Origin of the sequence: Collinsella sp. TF09-1AT (genome assembly GCF_003436895.1) — a bacterium.
In the GTDB taxonomy this organism is placed as follows: Bacteria; Actinomycetota; Coriobacteriia; order Coriobacteriales; family Coriobacteriaceae; genus Collinsella.
Genome location: NZ_QSRC01000007.1, coordinates 30,927 through 44,119 on the forward strand (window position 1 = coordinate 30,927; position 13,193 = coordinate 44,119).

Annotated in this window: 10 protein-coding genes and 1 tRNA gene; 7 read left to right on the forward strand and 4 right to left on the reverse strand. The window is 60.4% G+C overall.

Annotated elements, in window-relative coordinates; translation table 11 throughout:
* Nucleotides 1-50 precede the first annotated feature (50 nt).
* From DXC90_RS07225 to DXC90_RS07235, 3 genes are all read right to left on the reverse strand, one after another.
* The gene (locus tag DXC90_RS07225; RefSeq protein ID WP_117735390.1) at nt 51-1,547 is read right to left on the reverse strand and encodes a hypothetical protein; all 1,497 of its coding nucleotides are present in this window, start codon (nt 1,545-1,547) and stop codon (nt 51-53) included.
* 243 nt (nt 1,548-1,790) lie between these two features.
* Complete coding sequence (locus tag DXC90_RS07230) at nt 1,791-2,798, reverse strand: DUF5692 family protein (protein ID WP_117735391.1); 1,008 nt, start codon at nt 2,796-2,798, stop codon at nt 1,791-1,793.
* Between the two features lie 63 nt (nt 2,799-2,861).
* Nucleotides 2,862-3,524 (reverse strand): TetR/AcrR family transcriptional regulator, encoded by a 663-nt coding sequence (locus tag DXC90_RS07235; protein ID WP_117735392.1) that lies wholly within the window; start codon nt 3,522-3,524, stop codon nt 2,862-2,864.
* Between the two features lie 188 nt (nt 3,525-3,712).
* Between DXC90_RS07235 and DXC90_RS07240 the strand changes: the two genes are divergently transcribed.
* The 7 genes from DXC90_RS07240 to DXC90_RS07270 all read left to right on the forward strand — a co-directional run bounded on the left by DXC90_RS07240 (nt 3,713) and on the right by DXC90_RS07270 (nt 10,854).
* Entirely contained in the window at nt 3,713-6,490 is a 2,778-nt protein-coding gene (locus tag DXC90_RS07240) for an FAD-dependent oxidoreductase (protein WP_199406649.1), read from the forward strand.
* Between the two features lie 89 nt (nt 6,491-6,579).
* Nucleotides 6,580-7,008, forward strand: coding sequence for a hydrogenase maturation nickel metallochaperone HypA (locus DXC90_RS07245; RefSeq protein WP_117735393.1), 429 nt, complete (start codon nt 6,580-6,582; stop codon nt 7,006-7,008).
* 373 nt (nt 7,009-7,381) lie between these two features.
* Nucleotides 7,382-8,371, forward strand: coding sequence for a PTS sugar transporter subunit IIB (locus DXC90_RS07250; protein ID WP_117735394.1), 990 nt, complete (start codon nt 7,382-7,384; stop codon nt 8,369-8,371).
* A gap of 18 nt (nt 8,372-8,389) precedes the next feature.
* Nucleotides 8,390-9,208, forward strand: coding sequence for a PTS mannose/fructose/sorbose transporter subunit IIC (locus tag DXC90_RS07255; RefSeq protein WP_117735395.1), 819 nt, complete (start codon nt 8,390-8,392; stop codon nt 9,206-9,208).
* Nucleotides 9,209-9,224: 16 nt separating this feature from the next.
* Nucleotides 9,225-10,145 carry a PTS system mannose/fructose/sorbose family transporter subunit IID gene (locus tag DXC90_RS07260; RefSeq protein ID WP_117735396.1) on the forward strand — a complete coding sequence of 307 codons (921 nt, stop codon included), beginning with the start codon at nt 9,225-9,227 and terminating at the stop codon, nt 10,143-10,145.
* Nucleotides 10,146-10,265: 120 nt separating this feature from the next.
* Nucleotides 10,266-10,664, forward strand: a complete 399-nt coding sequence (locus DXC90_RS07265; RefSeq protein ID WP_117735463.1) for a DUF956 family protein — start codon at nt 10,266-10,268, stop codon at nt 10,662-10,664.
* A 114-nt stretch (nt 10,665-10,778) separates the two neighbouring features.
* Nucleotides 10,779-10,854, forward strand: a tRNA-Arg gene (locus tag DXC90_RS07270).
* Nucleotides 10,855-11,133: 279 nt separating this feature from the next.
* Here the strand turns inward: DXC90_RS07270 and pknB are convergent.
* On the reverse strand, nt 11,134-13,095 hold the full coding sequence (gene pknB / locus DXC90_RS07275; RefSeq protein ID WP_117735397.1) for a Stk1 family PASTA domain-containing Ser/Thr kinase: 1,962 nt from the start codon (nt 13,093-13,095) through the stop codon (nt 11,134-11,136).
* Nucleotides 13,096-13,193 lie beyond the last annotated feature (98 nt).

The following is a 13,193-nucleotide window of genomic DNA, read 5'->3' on the forward strand; positions in this document are numbered from 1 at the left end:
GGACCTCCTGGCCCCTTCATCACGGTTGGGGAGCACCATGATGCGCCCGGCTAGTCCTGGGCCTTGATGCTCGGCAGGAGAATCTGGGCGAGGTAGTCGCACTCGAGCTTGGTGGCAGCGTCGGCCTTGCCGTCTTTGCCGACCAGCACGTTCTTAATCTGGCTGTAGGTGTAGCGGTTGCCGGTCGTGAGCTCGACAAGCTCAATGGCCGTGTCCATGGGGTAGGTCGACACGGGATTCTGCGTCCGCCCGTTGATGGTCTGGGGCACCACATACGGATAGACGGGGCCGCTGGCGTAGACCGTGTAGCCGTTACCAAGGTTTGCCGTGCCCAAAACCGTATCGCCCTCATCGGGCGTAAAGCTCTCGCCGTCGCGCACCGCGACGAGCGTCACAATCGGCGTATTGCTGTCGCCGGCAAGATAGATGCACAGCGTGCTGCCGTTTTGCCAAGTTGCGACTTTGCCGTACCACTCAACGGGAATATCGAGCTGATACAGGTTCGTTGCCTTATGCCGAGCATCGGCGTCGCGGGCTGCCTGCGCCTCGCTTGCGCTCACGGCGTTGGCGGCGGCATCACGGCGAGCGGTTGCCGCCTGCTGAAGTATCTTGGCGGCCGCGGCAGAGCTACAACCGCCCTCCTCGGCATATTTGGCGGCGGCATCGATCTGGTCGTCGGTTACCGTGTCGGCCGAAGGCACCTTGAGCTTAAAGGTAGCCTGGGCACTTAAATCCTGTCCATCGCTCTTAACGGTGACCTGCGTCTTGGTGGTCGGGACGGTATAGATGGTGCCGTCGGCCGCGATGGGGGAGGCAGCGATGGAGAGCGTGTAATCGCCGGGCAGCAGTTTGATGCCGCGGCCGTGCTCGTCAACATAGAGCGTTTCGCTCACGGAGGAGGCGTCAGAATCCTGCCCACTCACCTGTACGGGAATCTTGGAGCCAGTGGAACAGTCGAGGCCAGCGGCATGCACGCCAATCTGCACTGACATCATCGTGTGGGCATTTGCGGCGACAGCGGCAGCCTGCTCTTGTTGATATCCGTTCCAGGCAGCATAGCCTGCACCGCCGGCGACGAGCGCGACGGCCACAACGCCGGCAACCATTAGGTTGCGGCGCTTGGGCGACATCTTGCGATGACGAACCTCGGCTTCGCGTGCCGAGGGAACGGACGGCAGGGGAATATCGCCCATGGCGATGGTCTCGTCCACGGCTGGTGCGGAACCTAGGCCAGGAAGCTCACGGGTCAGCGAATCCTCGGCCGGCAAGCTGTTGAGCAAGACGGTTTCCTCGCCCGTGTCGGATTCGGGCTGGTTGCCGGCCTCGCTTTCGGTGTCTTCGTGATCTGCCTCATCTTCGGCAGGCTCAACATCGTCTGCATCCTGATCATCGGACTGCGCCTCGGCTTCCGGCTCATCCTGCACGTCAACGCCCGAATCGTCAAACGCAATCTCGCCAAGCGAAACTCGGTCTAGGCTCTCCAGGGCCTCGGCACATGCCTCTGCATCTTGGGCCGAGTCCTCTTGGCTCCTCGTCTCATCTTTCATATATCCCCCAAGCTCAATATCGGGACAACAATGTACCCAAAATTGGAGCCAGATAGAGCTGGCGTGCGGTCGGAAATCTGATTTTATCTGTGCGAGAGGTTTTGAATATGTGCGTGAATGCACGCGCGGCAGCAAAAAGCCCCCGGAAAGCGGACGAATCGCTTTCCGGGGGCATGCAATACGTTGCATTGCGCGGAGTCGGCCAGGCGACTTCACATTCAAGCGGCGTTTGCGTCAGGCACGTTACTCGGCGTGCGCGTAATCGACCTTGGCGCGGCGGGCGGTAGCCTTCTCCCAGTCGCTGGTGCCCTCAAAGACATCCTGCTTGTAGGGATTGCGGCCGAGCTTCTTGGCGCGGTAGGCGATGTAGATGATCGCGGCGATGTTGGCGATCAGCGCGACGACCGAGACCGCGGTGGCGGCGCCTGCGTCGAGCGTGGAGTGGGTCACAAAGATGGACTCCTCCTGGAAGTAGGGGAACACCTGGGCAAACATGCACCAAATAGCCAGCGTAAAGGCGCGGTTCTGAATCCAGCCACCCTTGTTCCAGATAAAGGCGGCGACGGTAGGCGCCAGCAGCAGCGCAAAGCCGCAGAACCAGGAGTGGGTGGGCAGGCAGTTGTAGGTGTAGCAGAAGTTCCAGATATCGTAGGCGATGATGTAGACCCAGGTCATGTCGGGCCACAGCATGTCGGTCTGGTCCTCGGAGGCGTAGACGCTCCACCAGCCGGTCATGCAGAAGATGTTGATGATGCCGGCGATGCCGTTGAACACGTTGTTCCAGCCGGCCAGCTGCGTGGCACCTTCGGAGGTGACCCAGGTGGACTCGCCCAGGACAAAGAAGTGATAGGCGCTCTCAAAGTCGGACACGACGGCGATCATGATGTTGATGGCGACGATCACAAACGGCCATGCGCGGAACCAGTGCGCCTTGCCGATCTTGCCCCACTGGTACTTAATGGCAATGAAGCCCCAGCAGCCGGCGAGCGCTGCGTACACCTTGGCGTAGTGGAACCAGCTGTTCTGGTACACATGGGTGGGGTTGGTGAGCGCCCACTCGGCACCTTGCGAAACGCCGATGGCGATGGCGACGCAGTAGATGGTCATGGCCAGCGGAGCCACGCCAAAGATGATGGCCGCGCCGAGCTTGGTGCGGCGGCCGACCTCGTTGAGCACGATGAGGCCAATAAAGACCATGGCCCAGCCGGCCCAGTGGATAAGGGTATTGCTACCCCAAACATCGAACAGCATGCTGCTCTCCTTTCACACGCCCGCGGCCCCTCTTCTGATCGCGGGCAGTTTGGCCAAATGTCGTCAGTTCTGGGGCTTGCGCTCCGGATACTTGGCGGTATAGCCCTCGATATGGAGTGTCGAGGCGATGATTTCCTTGACCGTCTCGTCGGGCACATCGGGGTGCGTGCGGATATACATCAACAACCCCATGATGAGGGTGTAGAACGTCTCGTAGACATGGTCAATGCGGAGCTCATGATGGGCGACAAAATCCACCACGGTGGTGTCGCAGATGTATTGCGCCACGCGCTGGACCACGTTGTGCAGAAAGCCGCCGTAGAGCGCGCCGCTGCTGGAGGTCAGGGTGCTCGGCAACTCGTGGCCGCTCACGACCAGGCGTTTAAAGAGCGGAGCGACGGTGTCGAGTGCGCCTTCGATGTCGCCAACCGTGCGGCTGGCGTTCCACTGTTCGAGCTCGGCGATAAAGCCGTCGATCGCCTCGTCCATAACGGCGGTGACGGCGGCGTCCATATCGGCAAAGTAGTGGTAGAACAGTGAGCGCGTGCAGCCAGCCCGCTTGGTCACGGCCGATACCGAAAGATGAGACACGCCCAGCTCAGCGCTCACGGCGCTCACGGCGGCGAGAATCTCGCGTCGGCGCTCGTCACCCGTCAGGCGCTTTGCCGTGCTGTCGGACGCGAGGACGGCATCAGCGACAGAGATGTTTGCCGTGTTGTCGCTCATATGTTTGCCGCCTTTCATCCGTTTGGGCCCGACCGTTCGCCTAACAGTCTTGAATATTGTTGACGGTTCGTCAATACTGTTTTTGACACAATGTCAACAATAGCGGGTGAACGGCATGGGGGCATGTCGAGCCCGTACAAAGAGGGGCGCTACGGTCTCGCCGGGCTGTGGCAAGAGAAGGGACGACTATGATTCTCAACGGACCGGGGATTAGCTATACCGAGCCCGATATCGGAGCGGAGTTTGTGCCGCCGCTGCCGGAGCATCCGCGCGAGGCTATCGTCAAACTGTGCGAGCACTGCACCAACCGCCTGTTGCACCGCGACGAGCTGCTGGGCTACGAGTACTGGTCGTTTGCCGAGGCCGCAACCGACGAGCAGGCCGAAGTGCTCTGCAAGATGAAGATGCGCCGCCCCTACACGCTGCCCGAGATGGTCAAGCTCACCGGCATGCCCGAAGCCGATATCGAGAAGATGCTCGACGACATGAGCTACACGGGTCTGCTCGAGTACAACTGGGAAAACCCCGAGCGCGCCAAGCAATGGGTGTTGCCCATGCTGGTACCGGGTTCTGCCGAGTTCCTCAACATGCGCGTGAGCCAGCTCGAGGAGCATCCGGTCTATGCCAAGTTCTTTGAGCAGGCGTCCAAGGGCCCGCTGTCCCGTGCTACGCCGATGGTGCCGCCCGGAGGCGCCGGCATCGGCATGCACGTGATCCCGGTCGAGAAGGCCATCGACGCCTCGAGCACCTCGGTGCCGATTGAGCACATCGAGCACTGGCTTGACAAATACGACGGCAAGTATGCCGCCAGCACCTGCAGCTGCCGCGCGAGCCGTCGCGTGATGGGCGAGGGCTGCGCCGACGATCCACGCGACTGGTGCATTGCCGTGGGCGATATGGCCGACTATGTGGTCGAGACCGACCGCGGTCACTATGTGACGCGCGAGGAGGTCTACGACATTCTGCGCCAGGCCGAGGACAACGGCTTTGTGCACCAGATTACCAATATCGACGGCGAGAACAAGATCTTCGCTATCTGCAACTGCAACGTCAACGTGTGCTACGCCCTGCGCACCTCGCAGCTGTTCAACACGCCCAACCTGTCGCGCTCTGCCTATGTCGCCAAGGTCGAGAAGGACAAGTGCGTGGCCTGCGGTCGCTGCGTTGAGGTATGCCCGGCCGGGGCCGCCAAGCTCGGCCAGAAGCTCTGCAGCAAAAAGGCTGGCGGACAGGTGCCCGAGTATCCGCGCCAGGAGCTGCCCGATGCCACCAAGTGGGACCACACCAAGTGGTCGCCCAACTACCGCAACGTCAACCGCATCGAGACGCATGAGTCCGGCACGGCGCCCTGCAAGACGGCCTGCCCCGCGCATGTCGCTGTTCAGGGCTATCTGAAGCTTGCGGCGCAGGGTCGCTATGACGAGGCGCTGGCGCTCATCAAGCGCGAGAACCCGCTGCCCGCAATCTGCGGCCGCGTGTGCAACCGCCGCTGCGAGGACGCCTGCACCCGTGGCCGCGTGGATGCCGCCGTGGCGATCGACGAGGTCAAGAAGTTTATCGCCCAGCGCGACTTGGATGCCGCGACCCGTTATGTCCCGCCCGTGGTGACGCCGACGCGCGCCGGCGGCTTCGATCAGAAGATCGCCATCATCGGTGCCGGTCCGGCCGGTCTGTCCTGCGCCTTCTATCTGGCCGAGAAGGGCTACAAGCCCGTCGTGTTCGAGAAGAACGAGCGCCCGGGTGGCATGCTCACCTACGGTATTCCCAGCTTTAAGCTGGAGAAGGACGTTATCGAGGCCGAGGTCGAGGTTATTCGCCTGATGGGTGCCGAGTTCCGCTATGGCGTGGAGGTCGGTCGCGATGTGACGCTCGACGAGCTGCGCGAGCAAGGCTTTAAGGCCTTTTATGTGGCCATCGGCTGCCAGGGCGGCCGCCTAGCCGGTATTCCGGGCGAGGACGCCGAGGATGTGACGGTGGCCGTCGACTTTTTGCGCGAGGTCAACAGTGGCAAGATCGACGCACTGCTCGGTCGCACCATCGTGGTGGGCGGCGGTAACGTGGCCATCGATGTCGCGCGCAACGCCTGCCGTCTGGGATCCGAGCATGTTGAGATGTTCTGCCTGGAGAGCGAGGCTCAGATGCCCGCCAGCGAGGAGGAGCGTCGCGAAGCCATCGAGGATGGTGCTCACATCAGCTGCGGCTGGGGTCCCAAGGAGGTTCACCTGGACGATGCGGGTCGTGTGTGCGGCATCACCTTCAAGCGCTGCACGCGCGTCTTTGACGACGAGGGCCGGTTTGCGCCCGAGTACGACGAGAACGACCTGCGCCGCGTCGATGCCGACCGCGTCGTCATGTCGATTGGCCAGTCCATTGTGTGGGGCGACCTGCTGGCTGGCTCCAAGGTGGAGCTTGGCCGCGGCCAGGGTGCTCTTGCCGATCCGCAGACGTACCAGACCGCTGAGCCCGACATCTTTGTGGGCGGCGACGTCTACACCGGCCCCAGCTTTGCCATCGACGCCATCGCTGCCGGTCACGAGGCCGCTGTGTCCATCCATCGCTTTGTGCAGCCGGGCTCCACGCTCACCATCGGCCGCAACCAGCGCCGCTACACCGCGCTCGACCGCGACGATGTTGTGATTGAGAGCTATGACAACGCGAGCCGCGAGGTGGCACGTGTCGACCGCGAGCGCGAGAAGGCTGCGCCCTTTAGCGAGTACGTCGAGACCTTTACCGAGGAGCAGGTGCGCGCCGAGACCGCTCGCTGCCTGGGCTGCGGTGCCTCGATCGTCGACCCCAATAAGTGCATCGGCTGTGGTCTGTGCACCACCAAGTGCGCGTTCGATGCCATCCATCTGGATCGCGACCGCCCCGAGTGCTCCACGATGGTCAAGTACGAGCAAAAGCTCCCCAGCCTCGGCAAGTACGCTTTGAAACGCGCGATCAAGATTAAATTTGGGAAGAAGTAAAAGAAACTAACAAGTTAGTGAGCGGCGCGGAGCGTCGCTCACTGACGTTTAGTTGACATCGCATCAACCGTTGTTGAAAGGTTTCTACCTTGCACGAATTGGGAATCGTTTATCACATCATTCGCGATGTCGAGAATGTGGCGCGCGCCAATGGCGTGAGTCGCGTTTCGAGCGTGACGCTGCTCCTGGGCGAGGTCTCGGGCGTCGTTCCCGATCTGCTGCTTGACGCTTGGCGTTGGGCGGCAGATAAAAAGCCCATCGCGCAGGGCGCGGAGCTTATCGTGGAGCCCGTCGAGGCCGTGACGCATTGCGACGCGTGCGGCTGCGACTACGCGACGGTCGAGCACGGCAAGACCTGCCCCCATTGCGGTAGCGGCGAGACCTATCTGCTGCAGGGCCAGGAGGTCATGATCAAGCAGATCGAGACCCCCGACGAGGACCCAACAGACGCTGCCCCCGACGGCCTCTCCGATGCCCCCGATGCCGTCGACGCCGCCAACCCCCTTCACATCGCCTAACTTAGTCGTTGGGGACGTTCTTAAACGACTAGTCATTAAAGAACGTCCCCAACGACTACTTTGCTAGAGCATATTTCTTACCATTAGTCAAGCACCATCTGTTTAAACGAAATGGCCTCAACCCGAGCACATTTGTGTCTGTTTAAAACCGGCAATAATGAACAGCGTGCTCAATTCGGTCATGTAAATAGATCAGCTATCAATCCTCAGCAGCAAATCAGTCAAAATACTGGAATGTAATCAGCTTGTAACAAAACAAGACGTTTAAACAAATAATGCTAGCTTTTGCAGTTTTTCATATAATTCTGCTGTATTTGCAGCTATACTCTTTTTTGTCGTGTAGGAATTACGTAGACAAAAAGGAGGTTATGTGATGGTAAGTATTGTTCTTGCTAGCCATGGTGACTTGGCGGCTGGAATCAAGCAGACGGGCTCGATGGTCTTTGGCGATCAGCCGTCTGTAGCCGTGGTCTCGCTCGAGCCGAGCATGGGCCCCGACGACTTCCGCGCCAAGGTCGAGGAGGCAATCGCTTCCTTCGAGGACCAGGAGCAGGTGCTCTTCCTCGTCGATCTGTGGGGCGGCACGCCGTTCAACCAGATCAGCGGGCTCATCGAGGGCCACGATTCCTGGGCTATCGTCACCGGTGTCAACCTGCCTATGCTCATCGAGGCATATTCGCAGCGCTTTGACGCAAAGAACACTGCACATGCGATCGCAAAACATCTCGTGACTGAGGCTAAGGCCGGCGTGCGCGTCAAGCCCGAGTCTCTGGAGCCCGAGGAGAAGAAGCCGGCTGCGGCCGCTGCTGCTCCTGCAGGCGCCATCCCTCCGGGAACGGTCATCGGCGACGGGCACATCAAGATCGCCCACGTCCGTATCGACACCCGTCTGCTTCATGGTCAGGTGGCCACCACGTGGACCAAGCAGATCAACCCCAACCGCATCATCGTGGTTTCCGACGGCGTTGCCCACGACGAGCTTCGAAAGACCATGATCGAGCAGGCTGCCCCTCCGGGAGTCCATGCCAACGTCGTGCCCATTAAGAAGATGGCCGAGGTCGTCAAGGACACGCGCTTTGGTGACACCAAGGCCATGCTGCTCTTTGAGAACCCGCAGGATCTGCTCAAGGCCATCGAGGCCGGCGTCGATATCAAGGAAGTCAACATCGGTTCTATGGCTCACTCCAAGGGCAAGGTCGTCGTCACCAACGCTGTCGCTATGGGCGATGACGATGTCAAGACCATCGAGGCTCTCAAGGCAAAGGGCGTCAAGTTCGAGGTCCGCAAGGTTCCTTCGGATTCCTCCGAGGATCTCGACGCCATGTTGAAGAAAGCTAAGGCCGAACTGGCCGCTCAAGCATAGTAAAGGAGGGTCCGATACATGTCCGCGCTTACTATTGTTCTAATCGCGATTATCGCGCTGCTTGCCGGTATGGAAGGCGTTCTGGATCAGTTCCAGTTCCATCAGCCGCTCGTTGCGTGCACGCTTATCGGTCTCGTAACCGGTCACCTTCAGGAGGGCATCCTCCTGGGCGGTTCGCTTCAGATGATGGCCCTTGGTTGGGCTAACGTCGGCGCCGCCGTCGCACCTGACGCCGCCCTGGCTTCTGTCGCATCTGCCATCATCATGACACTTGCCCTCAACGGCGGTGTTACTGATTCCGGCAAGGCCGTTACCGCCGCCATCGCCGTCGCCGTACCTCTGTCCGTCGCCGGCCTGTTCCTGACCATGATCTGCCGTACCCTGGCCACCGCTATGGTCCACGGCATGGACGCCTGCGCTGAGAAGGGCGACTTCGCCGGTATCGAGCGTTGGCAGTACGCTGGCATCCTCATGCAGGGTGTTCGTATCGCCATCCCGGCAGTGCTTTTGTGCATCATCCCGGCCGAGGCCGTTACCAACGCGCTTAACGCTATGCCCGACTGGCTGTCCGGCGGCATGGCTGTCGGCGGCGGCATGGTCGCTTCCGTCGGTTACGCCATGGTCATCAACATGATGGCCACCAAGGAGACCTGGCCGTTCTTCATCCTCGGCTTCGTCCTGGCTGCCATCCCTCAGCTCACGCTGATCGCCCTGGGCCTCATCGGCATCTCCCTCGCCCTCATCTACCTTGGCCTTAAGGACCTGGCCAAGCAGGGTGGCGGCATGGGCGGTGGCTCCGGCGACCCGCTCGGCGACATTTTGAATGACTACGAGTAGGAAGGGAGTGATACATATGGCAGAGAACAAGATTCAGCTTTCTAAGTCCGATCGTCAGAAGGTTTGCTTCCGTCATCAGTTCCTTCAGGGTTCGTGGAACTACGAGCGTATGCAGAACGGTGGCTGGTGCTACTCGATGATCCCTGCGATCAAGAAGCTCTACACCAGCAAGGACGACCAGATTGCCGCGCTTAAGCGCCATCTGGAGTTCTATAACACTCACCCCTATGTTTCCGCCCCCGTCATTGGCGTTACCCTCGCCCTCGAGGAGGAGCGCGCCAACGGTGCTCCGATCGACGACGTCGCCATCCAGGGCGTCAAGGTCGGTATGATGGGCCCGCTCGCCGGCGTCGGCGACCCCGCCTTCTGGTTCACCCTTCGCCCGATTCTGGGCGCTCTGGGCGCTTCCCTGGCCCTGTCCGGCAGCATCGCCGGTCCGCTGCTGTTCTTCTTCGCGTGGAACATCATTCGTTACGCCTTCCTGTGGTACACGCAGGAGTTTGGCTACAAGGTCGGCTCTTCCATCGCCAAGGATCTCTCCGGCGGTCTGATGGGCAAGGTCACCGAGGGTGCTTCCATCCTAGGTATGTTCATCATCGGTGCCCTGGTCGAGCGCTGGGTGTCCATCTCCTTCACCCCGGTCGTCTCCAAGGTCACGCAGTCTGCTGGCGCCTTTATCGACTGGGCTAACCTGCCCTCCGGTTCTGAGGGTGTCAAGGAAGCACTGACGATGTATAACTCCATCGGTGCTAACGCCCTTGATCAGGTGAAGGTCACCACGCTTCAGGCTAACCTCGATCAGCTCATCCCTGGCCTTGCTGCCGTGTGCCTGACCCTTTTTGTCTGCAAGCTCCTCAAGAAGAAGGTCAGCCCGATCATCATCATCCTGGCTCTCTTCGCCGTCGGCATCATCGGTCGCGTCTGCGGCTTCATGTAAGCACGCTTCGGCTTAAGACCGAGAGTTGCTAGGCAAGGGCTTTTAAGCCATTGAAACGGACCGCACCCGGTAGGTACACTGGATGCGGTCCGATTGTTTTATTTGGAGGGCGAGGCGCGCATGGCGCAATCTCAGAACAGCACGGTCGATCTGGCAACGCCGGCAACCTGCCTGATGGGTCTTACCAGTCACGGTAACGTAATGGTGGGCAATAAGGCGTTTGAGTACTATAACGAGCGCAATCCCGAGGACTTTATTCAGATCCCGTGGGACGAGATCGACTATATCGCCGCCGAGGTTTTGCGCGGCACCAAGAAGATCACGCGTTTTGCGATCTTTACCAAAGAGAACGGCCACTTTACGTTTTCGACGCGCAATGACAAGGAAACGCTACGCGCGGTGCGTAAGTACATTGACGAGGACAAGCTCGTTCGTTCGCCCGATTTTATCGACGTGACCGCTAAAGGCGCCAAGAGCATCCCCTCCGTCATCAAAAACCTCTTTCACAAAGGCAACTAGTCATTGGGGACGTTCTTAAACGACTAGTCATTAAAGAACGTCGCAGATGACTATCTCGAAGAGCGGCTATGCGCTGCATGGTAGTGGCGCAAATCTGCTACACTAATACAACATGCCTCCGTAGCTCAGGGGATAGAGCACCGCTCTCCTAAAGCGGGTGTCGACGGTTCGAATCCGCCCGGGGGCACCAGAGGAATATCGAGCCCGGTACCGCAGCGGTGCCGGGCTCTTCTGGTCTAAAGGCAGGATTCGGACCGTCGACACCCGCGTCACTCATTTCCCCGCGGGGGGAGTTTTCGAATCCGCCCGGGGGCACCAGAGGAATATCGAGCCCGGTACCGCAGCGGTGCCGGGCTCTTCTGGTTCAATGCCATGTCAAAAATGAAGCGCCCGCTTGCTGGGGGAGCAAGCGGGCGCCTGTGAGCGAATATGTTTGCGGCGAGAGCCGTAATGAGCGGTTGGGTGGCGACTAGTTGGTCGTACCGGAATCGTCGCCCGTGCTCGTGCCCGAACCCGAGCCCGAGCCAGAAAGTGCAACCGTCAGCGTAATCGTGCTGTCGGTGGACTGCTTGCCGGTGGGGGAGACGCCCGTAACGGTGGCATCCTCGTTACCGCTCACGGGATTGCCGTTCTGGTCACAGAAGCCAATGTTATAGAAACCGGCGTTGTTGAGCGCGGTGACGGCGGCAGAGATGCTCTTGCCGTACAGGTTGCCCGGAACGCTGGCCTTGCCGGACTTCTTGGCAATGACGACGGTAATCGTGGCACCGGGCTTCTGCTTGCCGCTGGGGTTCCAGCTGATCACGGTGCCCTCGGTAACCGAGTCGTTCTCCTGGTAGCTCACGTCGACGCCAAAGCCTGCCATATCGAGGGCGTTTCGCGCCTGGGCCTCGGTCATGTCGGTCAGGTCGGGGACGGACGTGGTATCCGGGCCGCTCGAGACCTTGTACGAGATGGTCGTGCCCTTCTCGACTTCCTTACCGGCTTCGGTGACCTGCTCAAAGACCTGGCCCTCATCGGCCTCGTTGGCCTCCTCGGTGGCGTTGCCCTTTAGGCCAACGCTTGCCAGTGCCGCCTCTGCCTGGTCCTTGGTTAGACCGACAAGCTGGGGAACCTCAACCTTCTCGGAGGGCTTGGGGCCCTTGGAGATCACCAGGTTCACCTTGGTGCCTTTGGGCTTCTTGGTGTTGCCGTTGGGGGTCTGCTCGGCAACCTTGCCCTCGTCGACATCGTCGTTATAGCTCTGGTCGATGGTGCCGACCTCAAGGCCTTCCTCCTTGATCAGCTCGACGGCAGTCTGCTGGTCCTTGCCCAGCACGTCGGGCACGGTGACCTGTTCGTCGCCAAAGAGTCCTGTGGCAAAGGCCACCACGATGCCGATGACGGCAACAGCTGCCACCACGGCGGCGATGATCTTGTTTTTGTTGGACTTGGGCTTTTCGACCTCGTAGGAGCCGGTGGAGCCCGAAACCGAGCTACGGGCGGTATTCTGGCCGCTCACGCCCGAGACGGGACGCACCATGGCGCGCGTCTGATCGGAAAGCTCGCGAGTCTTGGTGGCGCCCAGCTCACCGGGGGCACCGATGATGCGCGTGGGCTCCGAGATGTTGACGGCACGACCGGACAGGTAGCTGTTGAGCACCTGACGCAGCTCGTCGGCGGTCTGGAAGCGGTTTGCCGGGTCCTTCTCCATGCACTTAAGGATGATGCGCTCAAGGTCGGCATCGACACCGGAGTTGATCTGGCTCGGCGGAATAGGCAGCTCGTTGACCTGCTTGAGTGCGACCGAGATAGCGTCGTCACCGTCAAAGGGAACGCGGCCGGTGGCGCACTCATACATCACGACGCCCAGCGAGTAGATATCCGAGGTGGGGCCGAGGTCCTGACCGCGGGTCTGCTCGGGGCTGACGTAGTGGGCGGTTCCCAGCACGTTGTTGTCTTGCGTGAGGTGGCTGTTCTTGGCGCGCGCGATGCCAAAGTCCATGACCTTGATGTTGCCGTCGGGCAGCACCATGATGTTCTGCGGCTTGATGTCGCGGTGGATGATCTCGTGCTTGTGGGCGACCGAGAGTGCAGAGCTGATCTGCGATCCGATCTGGGCGACCTTCTTGGGGTCGAGGGCACCGTGGCTCTTGATTCCGCTCTTAAGGTCGGTACCGCGCAGGTACTCCATGACGATGTAATAGGTGTCGCCGTCCTTGCCCCAATCGTAGACGCCAACGATATAGGGGGAGGAGAGACCGGCTGCTGCCTGGGCCTCCTGCTTAAAGCGTGCGGCGAAGGTTGCGTCGCCAGCATACTGTGGCAGCATGATCTTGACGGCTACCGTGCGGTCGAGGACCTGGTCCTGTGCACGGTAGACGGTCGCCATACCGCCTGTCCCCACCTTATCCTTGAGGAGGTATCTTCCCCCGAGGACCCTCTGTTCCATTCCTGCTCCTAACATAACTATTCGCTCAACGATGTGTGTAGTACCTACGATGTGGCCGCTGGGGCCGTGTGGCGCGTTGCCGCTAACTCTTCGGCCGC